The organism is Serratia sp. 22264 (assembly GCF_052045345.1).
In the GTDB taxonomy this organism is placed as follows: Bacteria; Pseudomonadota; Gammaproteobacteria; order Enterobacterales; family Enterobacteriaceae; genus Serratia; species Serratia plymuthica.
In genome coordinates, this window is record NZ_JBQEOY010000002.1 from 118,201 (window position 1) to 134,535 (window position 16,335).

At 59.8% G+C, this 16,335-nt stretch carries 21 protein-coding genes; 9 read left to right on the forward strand and 12 right to left on the reverse strand.

All coding sequences use genetic code 11. The features are described from left to right. Positions 1-174: 174 nt before the first annotated feature. From ACTJJ1_RS11500 to ACTJJ1_RS11520, 5 genes are all read left to right on the forward strand, one after another. Positions 175-1,146 carry an HlyD family secretion protein gene (locus ACTJJ1_RS11500; protein WP_004952888.1) on the forward strand — a complete coding sequence of 324 codons (972 nt, stop codon included), beginning with the start codon at positions 175-177 and terminating at the stop codon, positions 1,144-1,146. Beyond that, entirely contained in the window at positions 1,128-2,282 is a 1,155-nt protein-coding gene (locus tag ACTJJ1_RS11505) for an ABC transporter permease (protein ID WP_006323277.1), read from the forward strand. Before ACTJJ1_RS11500 ends, ACTJJ1_RS11505 begins: the two co-directional genes overlap by 19 nt. After that, a complete protein-coding gene (locus ACTJJ1_RS11510) occupies positions 2,279-3,421 on the forward strand; it encodes an ABC transporter permease (RefSeq protein ID WP_409443618.1) in 1,143 nt (380 codons plus the stop codon). The genes ACTJJ1_RS11505 and ACTJJ1_RS11510 overlap by 4 nt, the downstream gene beginning before the upstream one ends. A 240-nt stretch (positions 3,422-3,661) precedes the next feature. Continuing rightward, positions 3,662-3,985: a hypothetical protein gene (locus ACTJJ1_RS11515; RefSeq protein WP_440833732.1), complete on the forward strand. Its 324-nt coding sequence runs from the start codon at positions 3,662-3,664 to the stop codon at positions 3,983-3,985. A gap of 46 nt (positions 3,986-4,031) precedes the next feature. Then, the gene (locus tag ACTJJ1_RS11520) at positions 4,032-4,235 is read left to right on the forward strand and encodes a hypothetical protein (protein ID WP_122289479.1); all 204 of its coding nucleotides are present in this window, start codon (positions 4,032-4,034) and stop codon (positions 4,233-4,235) included. A gap of 69 nt (positions 4,236-4,304) precedes the next feature. Here the strand turns inward: ACTJJ1_RS11520 and ACTJJ1_RS11525 are convergent, their stop codons facing one another. Together ACTJJ1_RS11525 and ubiU are read right to left on the reverse strand one after the other, a co-directional pair. Then, positions 4,305-5,183 carry a U32 family peptidase gene (locus tag ACTJJ1_RS11525; RefSeq protein ID WP_004952900.1) on the reverse strand — a complete coding sequence of 293 codons (879 nt, stop codon included), beginning with the start codon at positions 5,181-5,183 and terminating at the stop codon, positions 4,305-4,307. Positions 5,184-5,194: 11 nt separating this feature from the next. Beyond that, a complete protein-coding gene (gene ubiU, locus ACTJJ1_RS11530) occupies positions 5,195-6,190 on the reverse strand; it encodes a ubiquinone anaerobic biosynthesis protein UbiU (protein ID WP_062791111.1) in 996 nt (331 codons plus the stop codon). Positions 6,191-6,417: 227 nt separating this feature from the next. Here ubiU and ubiT point away from each other — a divergent pair, with 227 nt between their 5' ends. After that, a complete protein-coding gene (ubiT, locus tag ACTJJ1_RS11535) occupies positions 6,418-6,939 on the forward strand; it encodes a ubiquinone anaerobic biosynthesis accessory factor UbiT (protein ID WP_004952907.1) in 522 nt (173 codons plus the stop codon). Continuing rightward, positions 6,933-7,436: a GNAT family N-acetyltransferase gene (locus ACTJJ1_RS11540; protein ID WP_006323293.1), complete on the forward strand. Its 504-nt coding sequence runs from the start codon at positions 6,933-6,935 to the stop codon at positions 7,434-7,436. The genes ubiT and ACTJJ1_RS11540 overlap by 7 nt, the downstream gene beginning before the upstream one ends. Here ACTJJ1_RS11540 and ACTJJ1_RS11545 read toward each other — a convergent pair. Beyond that, a complete protein-coding gene (locus ACTJJ1_RS11545; protein ID WP_041416704.1) occupies positions 7,423-7,725 on the reverse strand; it encodes a GIY-YIG nuclease family protein in 303 nt (100 codons plus the stop codon). The genes ACTJJ1_RS11540 and ACTJJ1_RS11545 overlap by 14 nt on opposite strands. Before the next feature lie 411 nt (positions 7,726-8,136). Between ACTJJ1_RS11545 and ACTJJ1_RS11550 the strand changes: the two genes are divergently transcribed. After that, the gene (locus ACTJJ1_RS11550) at positions 8,137-8,565 is read left to right on the forward strand and encodes a YhbP family protein (protein ID WP_202291421.1); all 429 of its coding nucleotides are present in this window, start codon (positions 8,137-8,139) and stop codon (positions 8,563-8,565) included. A 50-nt stretch (positions 8,566-8,615) separates the two neighbouring features. After that, positions 8,616-9,254 (forward strand): NAD(P)H-binding protein, encoded by a 639-nt coding sequence (locus ACTJJ1_RS11555; RefSeq protein WP_440833736.1) that lies wholly within the window; start codon positions 8,616-8,618, stop codon positions 9,252-9,254. Here the strand turns inward: ACTJJ1_RS11555 and phnP are convergent. From phnP to phnH, 9 genes are read right to left on the reverse strand one after another with little or no spacing between them, the layout of a single operon-like run. Continuing rightward, positions 9,205-9,987, reverse strand: a complete 783-nt coding sequence (phnP, locus tag ACTJJ1_RS11560; protein ID WP_004952921.1) for a phosphonate metabolism protein PhnP — start codon at positions 9,985-9,987, stop codon at positions 9,205-9,207. The two genes, ACTJJ1_RS11555 and phnP, sit on opposite strands and share 50 nt — an antisense overlap. A gap of 13 nt (positions 9,988-10,000) precedes the next feature. Further along, positions 10,001-10,603 (reverse strand): DapH/DapD/GlmU-related protein, encoded by a 603-nt coding sequence (locus ACTJJ1_RS11565; protein WP_062791101.1) that lies wholly within the window; start codon positions 10,601-10,603, stop codon positions 10,001-10,003. Beyond that, positions 10,600-11,169 (reverse strand): ribose 1,5-bisphosphokinase, encoded by a 570-nt coding sequence (gene phnN / locus ACTJJ1_RS11570; protein WP_004952929.1) that lies wholly within the window; start codon positions 11,167-11,169, stop codon positions 10,600-10,602. The genes ACTJJ1_RS11565 and phnN overlap by 4 nt, the downstream gene beginning before the upstream one ends. Continuing rightward, complete coding sequence (gene phnM, locus ACTJJ1_RS11575; protein ID WP_440833739.1) at positions 11,169-12,305, reverse strand: alpha-D-ribose 1-methylphosphonate 5-triphosphate diphosphatase; 1,137 nt, start codon at positions 12,303-12,305, stop codon at positions 11,169-11,171. The genes phnN and phnM overlap by 1 nt, the downstream gene beginning before the upstream one ends. Then, positions 12,305-13,009 (reverse strand): phosphonate C-P lyase system protein PhnL, encoded by a 705-nt coding sequence (gene phnL, locus ACTJJ1_RS11580; RefSeq protein ID WP_004952934.1) that lies wholly within the window; start codon positions 13,007-13,009, stop codon positions 12,305-12,307. The genes phnM and phnL overlap by 1 nt, the downstream gene beginning before the upstream one ends. Before the next feature lie 15 nt (positions 13,010-13,024). Then, a complete protein-coding gene (phnK, locus tag ACTJJ1_RS11585) occupies positions 13,025-13,813 on the reverse strand; it encodes a phosphonate C-P lyase system protein PhnK (protein ID WP_004952936.1) in 789 nt (262 codons plus the stop codon). After that, positions 13,813-14,673 (reverse strand): alpha-D-ribose 1-methylphosphonate 5-phosphate C-P-lyase PhnJ, encoded by an 861-nt coding sequence (locus ACTJJ1_RS11590; RefSeq protein WP_004952938.1) that lies wholly within the window; start codon positions 14,671-14,673, stop codon positions 13,813-13,815. The genes phnK and ACTJJ1_RS11590 overlap by 1 nt, the downstream gene beginning before the upstream one ends. Then, on the reverse strand, positions 14,666-15,751 hold the full coding sequence (locus ACTJJ1_RS11595; RefSeq protein WP_241921388.1) for a carbon-phosphorus lyase complex subunit PhnI: 1,086 nt from the start codon (positions 15,749-15,751) through the stop codon (positions 14,666-14,668). The genes ACTJJ1_RS11590 and ACTJJ1_RS11595 overlap by 8 nt, the downstream gene beginning before the upstream one ends. Continuing rightward, positions 15,751-16,332, reverse strand: coding sequence for a phosphonate C-P lyase system protein PhnH (phnH, locus tag ACTJJ1_RS11600; protein WP_122289472.1), 582 nt, complete (start codon positions 16,330-16,332; stop codon positions 15,751-15,753). Before phnH ends, ACTJJ1_RS11595 begins: the two co-directional genes overlap by 1 nt. Positions 16,333-16,335: the final 3 nt, after the last annotated feature.

Below are 16,335 nucleotides of genomic sequence, written 5' to 3' on the forward strand. Positions count from 1 at the left end.
TGCAAACTACAAAGTCGAATGTGCTTTAGCGTTAAAAGCATAATCCAATTTAGGGATATAAAAGAGGATATATGTGCTTGTGATATCCTTATGAGAAGAATGGCCTTTTTAGAGTGTATTAAATATGGACGTGATGATCCCCACCTGCCGCTTACCGTTCCGGGAGCCTGAATAATGAAAAAAAAGACGCTGTTTACCCTGTTGTTGATGGTGGTGGCGATCGCTCTGGCGATATTGTTCCGCGCGCATAATCAGGATCTGCTGTTGCAGGGCGAGGTGGATGCGCCGGAAGTGATTGTGGCTTCCAAAGCCAAGGGGCGCGTGATCGAGCGGCTGGTGGAGCGCGGCGATGACGTAAAGGGCGGGCAGGCGATGATTCAGCTCGACAGCCCGGAATTGATGGCGCAGTTGCGGTCCGCACAGGCGACGCGCGATGAGGCCAAAGCGCAGCTTGAGCAGTCGCTGCATGGCACGCGTGAAGAGAGCATCCGCAATCTGCGCGCCAGCCTGGCGCAGGCCGAGGCGGAATACCGCAATGCGCAGAATGATTACAATCGCAACCTGAGTATCGCCGGCAAAGGCTATATCTCGAAGTCCGAACTGGACAGCTCGCGTCGTTCGCGCGATACCGCTTTCCAACAGGTTCAGGCCGCCAAGGCCAATCTGGACGAAGGCGTCAACGGCGACCGTATCGAACTGCGGCAGCAATACGCCGCGGCGCTGCGGGCGGCGGAAGAGAACCTGCTGGAAGTGAAAGCCCAAACCGACGATCTGCGGGTTTTAGCGCCGGTGGACGGCGAAGTGGGGCCGATCCCGGCGGAAGTGGGGGAACTGCTGAATGCCGGTAGCCCGCTGGTGACGCTGATCCGCGTACCGGATGCCTACTTCGTGTTTAACCTGCGCGAAGACATTCTGGCTCACGTACGCAAAGGCGATAAGATTCAAATGCGGGTGCCGGCGCTGCAGAACAAAATGATTGAGGCGGAGGTGCGCTACATCGCGCCGCTGGGCGATTACGCCACCAAACGCGCCACCCGCGCCACCGGTGACTTCGATCTGAAAACCTTTGAAGTGCGCCTGTATCCGTCACAGCCGGTGGACGGTCTGCGTCCGGGGATGAGCAGCCTATGGCTATGGAAAGAGTAAAGGCCGGTTGGCGCTGCTTCAGCCACGCGTTCGACAACGAGTGCCGCATCGCCTTTCGCAGCCCGGTGGTGCACTGGCTAAGTTGGATCTTCCCGCTGATGCTGTTTGGCCTGATCAGCAGCAACTTCTCGGAAGGCACCTTGCTCGATTTGCCGGTATCGGTGGTGGATAGCGATCACAGCTCTCTGTCCAAATCGCTGACCCGCAAGCTGGATGCCGGCTCCCATGCCCATGTCGAAGCCTACGATGGCGGGCTGGATGAATCGCTGCACCGCCTGCGCAGCGCGCAGGATTATGCGCTGCTTTACATCCCGCCGGATTTCGAGGCCAACGCGCTGGCGGGCAAGCAGCCGAGCGTGGTGATGTATTACAACGCGCTGTTTTACGGCGCCGGGCTGTATTCCACTCAGGATTTCAGCGGCCTGATGACTGAAATCAACGCCAGTACCCGCAGCATCATCGCCGGCGAGATGGGCAAAACGCTGCCGCCGCTGGCGGACGTCACGCTGTCGTACGGCAGTTTGTTCAACGCCAGCGGCAGCTATATTTATTATCAGCAGTTCGCGGCCACCATTCACCTGCTGCAGCTGTTTGTGGTGACCTGCATGATTTACGTGCTGGCGCGCAGCAAGTCGTTGTTGAAGGCCAGGCCGTTCAGCCTGGCGCTGCTCGGTAAACTGGCGCCTTACACCCTGTGTTTCACCAGCCTGCTGATGGTGGAGATCGCGGCGCTGGTGGGGATTTTTGACGCCCGCGTCAGCGGCAATCCCTTGTTTATGCTGATGATCGCCTTTTTCTACGTGATGGCGGCGCAGAGCGTCGGCCTGCTGCTGTTTACCTTTACCGGCAGCACCATCACCGCCTACAGCCTGATCGGTATCCTGGTGAGTATCGCGTTGACCTTCTCGGGCATGGCGGTGCCGGAGCTGTCGATGCCGCTGCCGGCGCGGATTATCTCCAATATCGAGCCGCTGACCCATGCGCTGTACGCCATGTTCGACGTGTTCCTGCGGCAGGTGCCGGCCAGTGCCATCTTCAGCGTCTGTGCGCTGCTGGCGGTCTATCCGCTGGTTACCGCGTTGCTGGTGCGTAACCGCCTGTTGCAGCGGTTGTTGAAGGAAGGGGGCGCGGGATGAAGATCTATTGGCAAACCTTTGTCCGGGTGCTGCTTGGCATGCTGGAACGGCCGATGTGGCTGATGCTGCTCCTGTCGTTGTGCATCATGAGCATGGTGTATGCCAACCGCACGGTGTGGGATCTGCCGGTCGGCGTGGTCGATCAGGACCATAGCACCGCCAGCCGCCAGTTGATCCGCCAACTGGACGCCACCTCGAAAATCGCGATCCAGACCTACGACAGCCAGGAGCAGGCCCAGCGAGACCTCGGCTGGCGCAAGCTGTTTGCGGTGATCATCATGCCGGTGGATCTGGAGAAGAAGATCCTGAGCGGGCAGAATATCGTGGTGCCGGTGTACGGCGACGCGACCAACCGCTTGGCCAACGGCCAGATCCAGCAGGACGTGGTGGCGGCTTATCAACAACTGTTGAGCCAGTACAACAACGGGCTGCTGCTGCGCAGCGGTTTCAGCGAACGCCAGGCGCAGGTGATCCTGACGCCGATCGTGGGGCAGACGCTGGACGTGTTCAACCCCGGCATCAGCTTTGCGGCAATCATCTTCCCCGGCCTGCTGGTCATGCTGTTGCAGCACTCGTTGTTGATCGCCTGCATACGCGTCAGCATCGCCATGAAGAGTACGCCGGGCGGTAAAGCACCGTTGGCGGCGCATCTGGGCGGGCTGACGGCGCTGCTGCCGATCTGGTTATTCCTGTCGATCGTGCTGTTTGTGCTGTGGCCGTGGGTGCTGGGCTACCGCCAGACGGCGGGCATCCCGGAAATTCTGCTGCTGACCTTCCCGTTCCTGCTGGCGGTGCTGGGGTTGGGCAAGCTGGTGACCGAGTGCCTGCGCAGCGTCGAGATGATCTACCTGACGCTGGCGTTTATCACCACGCCGATATTCTACCTCTCCGGCACCATCTGGCCGCTGCAGGCGATGCCGGGCTGGGTGCGAACCATTTCCTATTGCATCCCCTCCACCTGGGCCACCAAGGCGATAGCCGGGGTTAACCAGATGGGGCTGTCGCTTAACGAAGTGTGGGGCGATGTGGTGATGCTGCTGGTCCTGGGGATTATTTATACCCTGCTGGGTGTCTGCGTGGGCTTTCTGCGCAACAGCGTGGCGCTGCGCAGCCTGTTTCGCAAGCGACGGGAGTCCTGATTGAGCCAGGCGCCGCATATGGCGCCTTTATTTTTTATTACTCGTTATTTTTAAATAAACAATTAAAATAAACACGTTATTATTATTTTTTCTTGATGGTTTTGTTTTTTATTGTTGTTGATTTTTTTCTTATTTATCGGTAGATGTTGTTTTATTGGACGGTTGATGTTTTTTATGACTGGTTGATTTACTGTCGCATTAGTCGAATAAATAAAACACTCTATTAAAGGGAATATTACTATGTCAACAATAAGGGAATTGACGTTGGACGAAATGAAGCTGATTGGCGGTTGCGGGGATGGAAATAACGGCGGTGACCGTGACAGAACCGACCGCGGTGCGCCTGACACCTGCGCAAACAAAACAGGTGCCTACATGATTATTGGGGCGTTTACGGGTATGCCTGGCGGCCCGCCTGGGATGCTTGGTATGGCTTTCGCTGGCGCCTTAACCGGGATTGTTGGTTGTGATAGAAATAGTCAGTCAAAGAATAACAGTGATAATAAAGGGGCATTGGATGGCAATAGAAACGCTAATAGCGTAAATGGTCAGTGCCGCTGGTAATTACTCATTTATATTACTTTTAAAGTTTTAAGAATAGGTGCTGACTATGGGGCCAGGTAAGCTCGCCAAGTCTTTTGCTACTTTTATCGGGCTGATGATAACCATGCAGTTGCTTTATCACCCGCTATTACTCGCTGGTTCTCCAAGAGAACACTTAGCGAATGCGGCTATTGCTGTTTTTATGGGGTTGGGCGTCAGAAGTTTTTGCCTGATGTGCGTGAGTTTTTATCATTGGTACAATGGAAAGTAATGCGATTTAACGAGAAGCAATAAGATGCCGGCAGCAGAAAAGTTGCCGGCATCCCTTTGATTTATCCCGCTACTGCACCAGCTCCAACCCCGCAACCCGTCGCCAGTAGCCGTTGCAGTCGGCTTTATCGGCCAAAACCAGCGGTTGCGCGCCTTGCTCGTTAGCGCGGAAGTTATCGATCAGCGCCAGCGTTTCTGCGCTCTGCGGCGAAAGGCGTACGATGTCCACCAGCCCTTGCATGCTTGGCAACTCATTGCCGAGGTTATAGCAGTAGCCGCTCATCGTCTGGATGCCGTTGAGCACAAACACCTGCTGTTCTTCCTGCGAACGCATCATCCGCCCCTGCGGGTAGTGGATGCAGCAGGTTTCGCATTCGTCCTTGCCACGGTTCTCCGAGCGAGCGGTGAAGCAGCGTGCCGAATAGGCCAGCGGCAGGTGGCCATAACTCAAGACTTCCACTTCGAACTGATGGCGGAAACCCAGCTCGTCGCATTGCGCCAGCAGATTGGCCAGCCAGTCGCGCGAAAGCTCGACCGGCATGCACCAGCGAACCATGCCCTGGCGGTGCAGCAGGCGCAAGGTATAGGCGTTGTAGCAGTTGAGCGCATGCCCGGCGACGAACGGCAGGCCACGCTCCGCCGCCATGTTCACCGTGCCCAGATCGTTGGCTTCAATCAGAAACTCGCCGTTCTCCACATAGCGTTTCAGTTCGTTCAGCTCCGACGGCGCTTGCAGCAACGCCAGCGTGGAAATCACCACCTGCTTGCCGCTGCGGGCGATCTCCTGCGCCAGCGTCAGCCAGTCGCCCACCTTCATTTCGCGCCGCTTGGTGCAGACGCTCTCGCCGAGGTAAATAATCTCCGCGCTGCTGTTCACCGCCTGCCGGTAGAACTCCTCAATCTCGGTTTTCGGCCAGTAGTACAGCACCGAGCCTAATGCGTATTTCATGGTCTCTCCTGCTACTGCCATTTGCGGTGATAGGCGCCGAGCGTGGTCTGCGTGCCTTCGGACATCGCGCCTAGGGCCTCCATCCAGCCTGCGTCTGCCCGGTAGGTGGCCGGGTCGGCCTGGCAGCGGTCTATCGCCTGGCGCCAGATGCGCGCCACCTGGCTGACATAGGCCGGGCTGCGCTGGCGCCCTTCAATCTTCACCGAAGCGATATTGGCGGCCAGCAATTCCGGCAACAGCTCCAGCGTGTTCAGGCTGGTGGGCTCTTCCAGCGCGTGATAGCGCACGCCGTCCACCCGATAACGTCCTTTGCACAGCGTCGGATAGCTGGCGTTTTCATCGTCCCGATAACGGTCGATCAGCACGTCGTTCAGACGCGACTCCATGCCCTGTGCGGTTTTCTGCCAGCGCACGTAGCGCGCGGGGGAGCAGGCGCCGACGGTATTCGGCGATTCACCGGTCAGGTAGGAAGAGAGATAACAGCGCCCTTCGGCCATGATGCACAGGCTACCGAAAGCGAACACCTCCAGCGGCACCGGGCTGGTGCGCGCCAGCTGTTTGACTTGATGCATCGACAGCACGCGCGGCAGCACGACCCGGCTGACGTCGAAATGGCGCTGATAGAAACGGATCGCCTCTTCGTTGGTGGCGGAAGCCTGTACAGAGACATGGCGTTCCAACTGCGGATAACGCTCGGCAGCGTATTCCAGCATCGCCAAATCGGCCAGGATCAGCACGTCCGCACCCAGTTGCGCCGCCATGTCCACCGCCCGTTGCCAGCGGCCATAGCCGTCCGGGTGGGCGAAGGTGTTGATGGCGATATGCAGTTTGCGGCGGTGCCGGTGCACATACTCGACCGCTTCCTGCAGCTTTTTCTCGGTGAAGTTGAGGCCGGCAAAGTGGCGCGCGTTGGTATCGTCTTTCAGGCCGATGTACACGGCGTCTGCGCCGTTATCCACCGCGGCTTTCAGGGCCGGAAGGTTACCGGCGGGACAAAGCAGCTCCATAGATTTATCCTGGTTAACAAGGGCTGTCGGCGGCGGTATTCAACCGGCAAGCGCCCATCGGGGAAGCAATTTTAGTGAAAGCGCGGCGAACAGGTTTTGATTTGAGGCAGCTTCTGGCGTATTGATAAAGCTGGCGGCCAAATGCACTATTTGTTGATATAGACCGCTTCAGGTACGCGCCGATGTGGCAAAATAGCGCTAGTCTGTGTTGAAAGGAGTGAACGACAGTGTTGGAACAACTACGAGCACGCATTGTGCGCCAAGGGCCGTCGCTGCTGCGCGTTCCGCTAAAATTCACGCCGTTTGCTTTGCAGCGGCAGCTTCTGGAACAGGTGCTGGGCTGGCAATTCCGTCAGGCGCTGGCGGATGGCGATTTGGCTTTTCTCGAATCGCGCTGGTTGAAGATCGAAGTTCGCGATCTGGCGCTACACTGGTTTATGACGGTAGAAAACGACAAACTGGTTGTCAGCCACCACGCCGAAGCTGATGTCAGCTTCAGCGGCGACGCCAACGATCTGATTCTGATCGCAGCGCGTAAGCAAGATCCCGATACGCTGTTCTTTCAGCGTCGGCTGCAGATTGAAGGGGACACCGAATTGGGCCTGTATGTAAAAAATCTGATGGACGCCATCGAGCTGGAAGCCATGCCTGCGCCGTTGCGCATTGGCCTGCTGCAACTGGCTGAATTTGTGGAAGCAGGATTGCAGGAGGGCACGGTGCAGACTTCCCGTGTGCCGGTAGCATGCTGATCCGCGTAGAAATTCCGGTAGACGCGGCGGGGATTGATGCCCTGCTGCGCCGCGCCTTTGGGCGAGATGACGAGGCCGATCTGGTGCAGCAACTGCGCGAAGACGGCCTGCTGACCCTGGGCATTGTCGCCACCGACGACGAAGGCGGCGTGGTGGGGTATGCCGCGTTCAGCCCGGTTGATGTCGCCGGAGAAGACCGGCAGTGGGTCGGCCTGGCGCCGCTGGCGGTGGATGAAAGCCTGCGTCGCCAGGGGCTGGGCGAAAAGCTGATTTACGAAGGGCTGGATTCCCTGAACGAGTTCAGTTACGCCGCCGTGGTGGTGCTGGGCGATCCGGCTTACTACGGCCGTTTCGGCTTTAAACCGGCCGCTGCCTATGGCTTGCATTGCCGCTGGCCGGGTGCTGAAGCCGCGTTCCAGGTTTATCCGCTGGCGGAAGACGCGCTGAACGACGTGAGCGGGGCGGTGGAATATTCCGAGCCGTTTAACCGGCTTTAACCTCAGCGCTCGGCAGTAAATAATCCAATGAGGGCGGCGGGTGACTAACCAATCGCTCTTTTTGTATTTTGCTCAGCTGCTTTACCCGATATTCCAGCCTCAGCGCCGTCGAGCGATCCCCCACCCGGCAGTGAAACGCCAGAGTCAGTTCCCCCTTTCCCCGTAACGCCTTGGCGCCTTTGCCCGCCTGATGCTGCGCCAGCCGCCGCGCTACGTCGGTGGTGATGCCGGTATACAGCATGCCATTCGGCAAACGCAGCATATAGAGGTGCCAGGTTGGAATGTCCATCATTGGGTCCCAGTTGAGAGTTGAGCGTTACTATAGGCAACGTCAGGCTGCCGCTGAACCCTTTTTTTTTCGACATGATTTAACTTGTTGATTTTAAACATGTTGAATGGGCAGACTTAAAAAAGCCTCTTTGGGGGAATCCTGGTGTTACTCTTCAATAATCAGCGGATTAGCGCTAATCTTCAACGGTGCACTGCCGTACAGGCAGCTTAGAAACGTTAGATGGAAGTTCACTGCCGTACAGGTAGCGTGCACTGCCGTACAGGCAGCTTAGAAATTCAATGGGGTACCTGGTTCCGCGCAGGAACGGTTCACTGCCGTACAGGCAGCTTAGAAAATCGACATAAGACACGAAAAGCAGCTAGTCGTGCACTGCCGCACAGGCAGTTTTAATAGGTTTAAGGAACGTAAATGGATACAGATCTGGAACATATCCGCCATTTCCTCGGCAAGCAGCATGTGCTGACGCTGTGCGCCGGCAACGGCCTGGACATGTGGTGCGCCAACTGTTTTTACGTGTTTGACGCCGAGCAGATGGCGTTGTGGTTGATGACCGAAACCCACACCCGCCACGGCGAGCTGATGCTGCAAAATGCCCGTGTGGCAGGCACTATTGCGCCAAAGCCAAAGACCATCGCGCTGATCCGCGGCGTGCAGTACCGCGCCGAGGCGGTGATGCTGAGCGGCGATGAAGAGGCGCTGGCGCGCGCCCGTTACTGCAAGCGTTTCCCGATTGCCAAAATGATGAAAGCGCCGGTGTGGCAGCTGAATTTGCAGGAAGTGAAGATGACCGACAACACCCTTGGATTTGGTAAGAAACTGCATTGGACGCGGGCCTGAACGCAACACACTATACTTTTTCAGAGTCATCAATCGGCATGGGGAAGCGCATGGCACGGGCATTAATCGTAGGAGCCACCGGGCTGGTGGGCAGCGAGCTGTTGCAACAGTTGCAGGGCGATCCGCAGGTGACGGCGATTGTGGCGCCGACGCGCCAACCGCTGCCTGCAAACGAAAAAACAGATAACCCGGTGGGCGAGGATCTGTTCGCGTTGCTGAGTGGCCTGCAGCAACCCGTCGATATTATTTTCTGCTGCCTGGGCACTACCCGTAAAGCGGCCGGCAGCGATGCCAATTTCCGCTATGTCGACTATCAGTTAGTCGTCGAAAGCGCGCTGACCGGGCGGCGGTTGGGGGCGCAGCATTGTCTGGTCGTCAGCGCCGTGGGGGCTAACCCGCGTTCGTCATTCCTCTACAACCGCACCAAAGGCGAAATGGAACAGGCGCTGCGCGAGCAGAACTGGCCGCGCCTGACGCTGGTGCGGCCGTCGATGCTGTTGGGCAATCGCCCGTCGCCGCGTTTACTGGAGCGGCTCACCGCGCCGCTGTTCAAACTGCTACCGGGCAAGTGGCGCTCGGTTGCCGCCAAAGACGTGGCGCAGACCCTGCTGGAGCAGGCGTTCAGCCCCGGCAGCGGCGTTACGGTGCTGGAGTCCGACCAACTGCATCGCTATGGCAACGTACACTGAGATTATCGAAAGCCAGTTCCATGCCCGGCGGCAGTTCGTTGTCCATCAGCCATAAATCGAGATGATGGCTGATATGCGTCAGCAGCGTGCGGCCGGGCTGCAAACGTTGTTGTGTCTCCTGAGCGCGGGTCAGATCGTTATGATTGCGCGGCGCCTGGGGTTGTGGCGGCAGGCTGCAGTCGAGCACCAGCAGATCCAGCGTTATATTGCGCAGGAAAGCCTCGGTGTCCGGCGGCAGGCCGACGGTATCGGTCAGATAGGCCAGCGCGTAGCCTTCTGCCTGGACCAGATAACCCAGCGTCGGTTTGGAATGTTGCAACGGCAGCGGGGTGATATGCAGCCCACCCAGTTCAACCCTTTCGAAGGGGGTTAACGGCGGTTGAAACGCCAGAATACCGGGGTGTTTAAACAGATCGTCACAGCCTTGTTCATCCGCCGGGCCGTACACTGGAATGAAATTTCCGCACCCCCAGCGCAAAGGAAATAACCCCTGAACGTGATCCATGTGGTAATGTGTCAGTAAAAAACGTTGAATTTCCCCCGCCGAAAAGCGCCGTTCCAGCGACGGCAATCCCGCATCCAGCAAGGTCGTTTCCCCCTGAAATTTGAGCATCGCACTGCATGGCCGCCGCCGGAATGCCGGTTCGCGCCGCGCCCGCTGGCACACCAGGCAATCGCAACCGAAAACCGGGATCTGCTGGGCACCGCCGGTGCCGAGAAACGTCAATTGCATACTTCCTCCCCGCTTAAAGATACTTCTCCGCAAAGGCGTTGATATCGCGGAAATCCGCCAATCGTTCCTGCAATATCTGATGATCCCAGTGCCACCACTGGCTGCGTTCGATGCGTTCAATCAAGGCGTCGTCAAAGCGCATACCGATCTTTTTAGCCGCCACGCCGGCGACGATCGCATAAGGCTCGACGTTTTTGGTCACCACAGCCGCGCTGCCGATCACCGCACCGTTGCCGACGCTCACGCCGGGCATCAGGATGGCGTTATGGCCGATCCACACGTCGTGGCCGACGGTGACGTGGTGCTCGCGCCGCCAGTCGAAGAAAGCCTCGTCATCTTCCCCCAGACCGTACTCGGAAGCGCGGTAGGTGAAGTGGTGCTGGGCGATGCGCTGGTAGGTTGGGTGGTTGCCGGGATTGATGCGTGCGTAAGAGGCGATCGACACAAACTTGCCGAGGGTGGCGTAAAAAATCTGGTTGTGCCCGGCGGTATAAGAATAGTCGCCCATTTCCACCTCTTCGAGGATCGCATCGTCGGCCAAATGTACGTACTGGCCGAGCCGGGTGCGGTTAAGGATCACGTTGTCGCCGATTCTCGGTTGTGCAAAGTCGTTCATTGCGTGGCGTCCTGGGGGTATTTGGTTGAAGCCGGTAACAGCGCCAGCAGCGCCGTCAGGGTGTCTTGCAGGTCGCCATCGTTCGCCAGCAGGCGGCAACCGGCGGGCAGCCTTTGCTGGTACTCCGCCGCCCGCGCCAGCCGTTGTTCGATTTGCGCGGCGTCTTCACGCCCACGGTTTTGCAGGCGTTGGCGCAGCACTTCGGTGCTGACCTGCAGGCAGACCGGCAACAGCTGCGCACCGTAGCGCTGCTGCGCCTGCGGCAGATGGGCGCGCGAACCGTTGACCACCACGTCGATCCCCTGCAACAGCCAAAGATCCACTTCGATCCCAAACGCGTAATGCTGCTGGTGCGCCTGCCAGTCGAGAGCGAACAATCCCTTGGCACGGCGGCGCAGAAACTCAGGTTCGCTGAGCGCAATATGGTTTTCGCAGCCGGCGTCCGCCGGCCGGGTGATATAACGGTGCGCCACCAGCGGCGCACTGTCGGCATCGGCCCTAAGCTGCGCAAGCAGGCTGTCTTTGCCGGAGCCGGAAGGCCCCATCAAGTAGATAAGCTGCGCCATCAGAACACCTGCTTGCCCTGGCGCCAGACGTTCTGCACGTAGATGTGCTCGCCGTGCGGCCGCGCCAACACCAGATCCGCCCGCAGCCCCTCGGCGATGGCGCCGCGATCGTGCAGATCCAGCGCCTTCGCCGGGTTGCTGGTGATCATCTGTACCGCCTGCGGCAGGCCGTAGCCGTTACGTTCGTCGGCCGCGATGCGGAATGCCGCATCCAGCAGGCTGGCCGGGTAATAGTCGGAAGACAAAATATCCAATACCCCCAGCGCCGCCAGATGGTGCGCCGCCACGTTGCCGGAATGGGAGCCGCCGCGCACGATGTTCGGTGCGCCCATCAGGACCTGTAACCCCTGCCGGTGCGAGGCGCGGGCGGCGTCCTCGGTGGTCGGGAACTCGGCAATCGCGCTGCCCAGCGCGCAGGACTCGGCCACGTGTTCGGCGGTGGCGTCGTCGTGGCTGGCGAGGGAAATTTTACGCGCCCGGCAGTGGGCGGCGATCGCCTCGCGGTTCGGCGTGGCCCAGCGGGCGGAAAGCTCGATCTGCTGCTCTTCGTACTCGCTCATCTGTTGGTCATTGAGATGATATTTGCCCTGATAATACTCACGGTATTTTTCACGCGAGGCGAACTGGCGCTGGCCCGGCGAATGGTCCATCAGCGACACCAGCGACACCCCCGGTTTGTCCATCAACTGCTCGAACAGTGACAGGGTGCTCTCGTTCGGCAGCTCGCAGCGCAGGTGCAGCCGATGCTCGGCGCGGTTGACCCCGGCGCGCTGGCTGTGGATCACCGCGTCGATCATTTTTTGCAGGTTCTCCAGCCGGTGGCCGCCGTCGCGCACGTCGCCGATCGCCACCGCGTCCAGCACCGTGGTGATGCCGTTGGCGACCATCAGCGCATCATGGCTGCTCATTGCCGAATGCGCCGGCCAGTCGACGTTGGGCCGCGGGGTGAAAAACTTGTCCAGATTGTCGGTGTGCAACTCAATCAGCCCCGGCAGCAGCCAGCCGCCTTCACCGTTCAGCGCCTGCGGCAGTTGGCTCGGCGTATCGGCGAAGCTGCGGATCACGCCGTCGTTAATCTCCAGCGAACCCTCGACAATCTGGTCTGCCAGCACCAGTTTCACGTTATTGATGATCATCAGAAGATCTCCAGCGCCTGGGGCGCTTGCATGTCGTATAACCGGTCGGCGACCTGTTGGCGAACGCCTTCGTCATGGAAAATGCCGACGATCGCTGCGCCGCGCTGCTTGGCCTGTTCTATCAGGCCGACCACCGCCGCGCTGTTGCGGCTGTCGAGTGAGGCGGTCGGTTCGTCCAGCAGCAAAATCGGGTAGTCGACAATAAAGCCGCGCGCGATATTCACCCGCTGCTGTTCACCGCCGGAGAAGGTCGAGGGTGCCAACTGCCACAGGCGCTGCGGCACGTTGAGCTGGTTGAGCAGCGTCTCGGCACGCTCGCGGCATTCGGCACGGTCAACGCCCTGTTCCAACAGCGGTTGCATCACCACGTCCAGCGCGCTGATGCGCGGAATAACCCGCAGAAACTGGCTGACCCAGCCGAGGGTGTGGCGGCGGACCGCCAGGATCTGGCGCGCTTCGGCCTGCACCATGTCCAGCCATTCGCCCTGATGATTGACCCAGATATGGCCGCTGTCGGGCAGGTAGTTGGCGTACAGCGAGCGCAACAGGGTGGATTTACCGCTGCCGGAGTGGCCATGCAGCACCACGCATTCGCCGCTGCTGACCGTCATGTTGGCGTCATGCAGCACCGGCAGGCGCGTGCCGTGCTGTTGGTGGAGCACAAAGGTTTTGCTCAGGTGTTCAACCCGGATTTGAATCGTCATTATTGTCCCCTTGCGTTACGACAGCACCGAAGAAACCAGCAACTGGGTATAAGGATGGTGCGGATCGTCCAGCACCCGGTCGGTCAGGCCGCTTTCCACCACCTGGCCCTCTTTCATCACCAGCAGCCGGTGCGCCAGCAGGCGCGCCACGCCCAGATCGTGGGTGACGATCACCGCCGCCAGCTGCATTTCCACCACCAGATTGCGCAGCAGATCGAGCAACCGTGCCTGCACCGAGACGTCCAGCCCGCCGGTCGGCTCGTCCATAAATACCAGTTTCGGGTGGGTCACCAGATTGCGGGCGATTTGCAGCCGCTGCTGCATGCCGCCGGAGAAGGTGGTCGGCAGATCGTCAAGGCGCGACACCGGGATCTCCACGTCCTCCAACCACTGGGCAGCCTGGCGGCGGATGTCGCCGTAGTGACGCTGGCCGATGGCCATCAGCCGTTCGCCGATATTGCCGCCGGCGGATACTTTGGGCCGCAGCCCGTCGAGCGGGTGCTGATGCACTACGCCCCAGTCGGTGCGCAGCAGGCGGCGGCGATCGCTTTCCGCCATCGCGTACAGGTCGTGCTGTTGCCCGGCCTGTGGGCGATAGAGGATCTGCCCGTGCTGCGGCGCCAGCCGTGCGGAGATGGATTTCAGCAGCGTGGTTTTACCGGAGCCGGATTCGCCGACGATGCCCAGCACTTCGCCGGGGTAGATATCGAAAGAGACGTCGCTAAAACCTTTGCCCGGCGCGTACAAATGGGTGAGGTTGGCCACCGACAACAGCGGCGTGGTGCTCAGGGGTTGGGAAATCATCAGTGCTGCGCCTCTTGCGAAGGTTGCGCCAGCTGCTGCCGGCAGTAGTCGGTGTCAGAGCAGACGAACATGCGGTTGCCCTGGTCGTCGAGCACCACCTCATCCAGATAGCTGTGGCGCGAGCCGCACAGCGCGCAGGGTTCGTCCCACTTTTGCACGCTGAACGGATGGTCGTCGAAGTCCAGGCTTTCCACCTTGGTGAACGGCGGCAGGGCGTAGATGCGCTTCTCGCGCCCGGCGCCGAACAGTTGCAGCGCCGGCATCATGTGCATTTTCGGGTTGTCGAATTTCGGGATCGGCGAAGGGTCCATCACGTAACGGTCGTTGACCTTCACCGGATAGGCGTAGGTGGTGGCGATATGGCCGTAGCGCGCAATGTCCTCGTACAACTTCACCTGCATCACGCCGTACTCTTCCAGCGCGTGCATTTTGCGGGTCTCGGTTTCGCGCGGTTCGATAAAGCGCAGCGGCTCCGGGATCGGCACCTGATAAATCAGGATCTGGTCTTCGTGCAGCGCCGTTTCCGGAATGCGGTGTCGGGTCTGGATCAGCGTGGCTTCCGGCGTGCGTTCGGTGGTGGCTACCCCGGCAACGCGCTGGAAGAAGCGGCGAATGGACACCGCGTTGGTGGTGTCGTCGGCACCCTGGTCAATCACCTTCAGCACGTCGGCGCGGCCAATCACGCTGGCGGTCAGCTGAATGCCGCCGGTGCCCCAGCCGTAAGGCATCGGCATCTCGCGGCCGCCGAACGGCACCTGGTAGCCGGGGATTGCCACGGCTTTGAGGATGGCGCGACGGATCATGCGTTTGGTTTGCTCGTCGAGATAGCCAAGGTTATAGCCGGTCAATACTTCACTCATTGCGGGCCTCCTGACGCTCGCTGAACTCCTGCCGCAGGCGCTTGAGCAGCTCCAGCTCGGCCTGGAAGTCAACGTAGTGCGGCAGTTTGAGATGGGAAACGAAGCCGGCGGCTTCGACGTTGTCGGCATGGGCCAGCACGAACTCTTCATCTTGCGCCGGGCTGGCGACGCCTTCCTGGTACTCGGGGCTTTGCAGTGCGCGGTCCACCAGCGCCATGCTCATCGCTTTACGCTCGGCGCGGCCAAACACCAGGCCATAACCGCGGGTGAAGTGCGGCGGCCGGTCTTCCGGGTCGACAAAGCCGTTGACCATTTCACATTCGGTCAGCAGAATTTCGCCGATATCTACCGCGAAACCCAGCTCTTCAGGCACGATCTCCAGCGAAACGTAGCCAGTACGGATCTCACCGGCGAACGGGTGGGTACGACCGTAGCCGCGTTGGGTGGAGTAGCTCAGCGCCAGCAGGAAACCTTCGTCACCGCGCACCAGCTGTTGCAGCCGCGCCGAGCGTGAACAAGGGTAAACCGGTGGGTTGCGGGTGATGTCGTCCGGCACGCTGCCGTCGTCCAGTTCCGCCAGTGCCAACTGTTCTTGGCTGAGCAAATCAAACACGTGGGCGCAATTTTCCGGCAGCGGTTCGTCGGCCTGCGGCGCGCGCGGTGCTTCACCTTCCGCCAGCAGGGCAAAATCCAGCAGCCGGTGGGTGTAATCGTAGGTTGGCCCCAGCACCTGCCCGCCGGGCAAGTCCTTATAAACCGCCGAGATACGGCGTTCCAGCCGCATGTTTTCGGTCGCCAGCGGTTCGCTGACCGCCAGACGCGGCAAGGTGGTGCGGTAGGCGCGCAGCAGGAAAATCGCCTCGACCAGATCGCCGCTCGCCTGTTTGATGGCCAGCGCGGCCAGTTCGGGATCGTAAATGCCGCCTTCGGTCATCACCCGATCCACCGCCAGCCCCAGCTGTTGTTCAATCTGCCGGATGCCGAGCGCCGGCACGCTGTCGTCGCCGCGCCGCAGCTGTTCCTGTAACTGATGGGCGGCCTCAATGGCTTTTTCGCCCCCTTTAACGGCTACGTACATCAGCACACCTCCACGCGGGTGGTCCGCGGCAACGCCAGCAGGCGATCGCCGCAGGTCAGCAAAATATCCAGCCCCAGCGGAAAGCGCAGCGGGCGGTTAATGAGAAAATCCAGCAGCGCCGGCGGCAACTGCGGTGAAACATTGCGTTGGCGCTCAATGCCGGGGCCGGTCAGGCGCAGCGGGGTGCCTTGTTCCAGCCCATTGAGCTGCACGATGACCGTAGCGCCGAATTCCGGCGAGATTTCACTGCCGTGCGGCAGCGCCAGCAAATCGGCGGCCTGCAACTGTGTATCGAACAGGGCAAAACAGACTTCTTCAGGCTGCGCCGCCAATGGCGCACCGCTGTGGAAGCGTATGTTTGTTAGCACTTGCTCACTTTTAAAGGCTTCACACAGCTGGATCGGGGTTTCCTGATCCGCCAGCGTCAGTAACGCGGCGGTGCTGGCCGCGTTCAGTGCGCCCCAGGCCGGGCCGCCTTGCAGCGTGACGGTATGGCCGGGTTCGCTTAACGCCTTGAGAATCAGGCGGAAAGCGTGCTGCGATTGTTCTATCGGCTGTTCAAATCCGGTTAACAGGCTCATCGG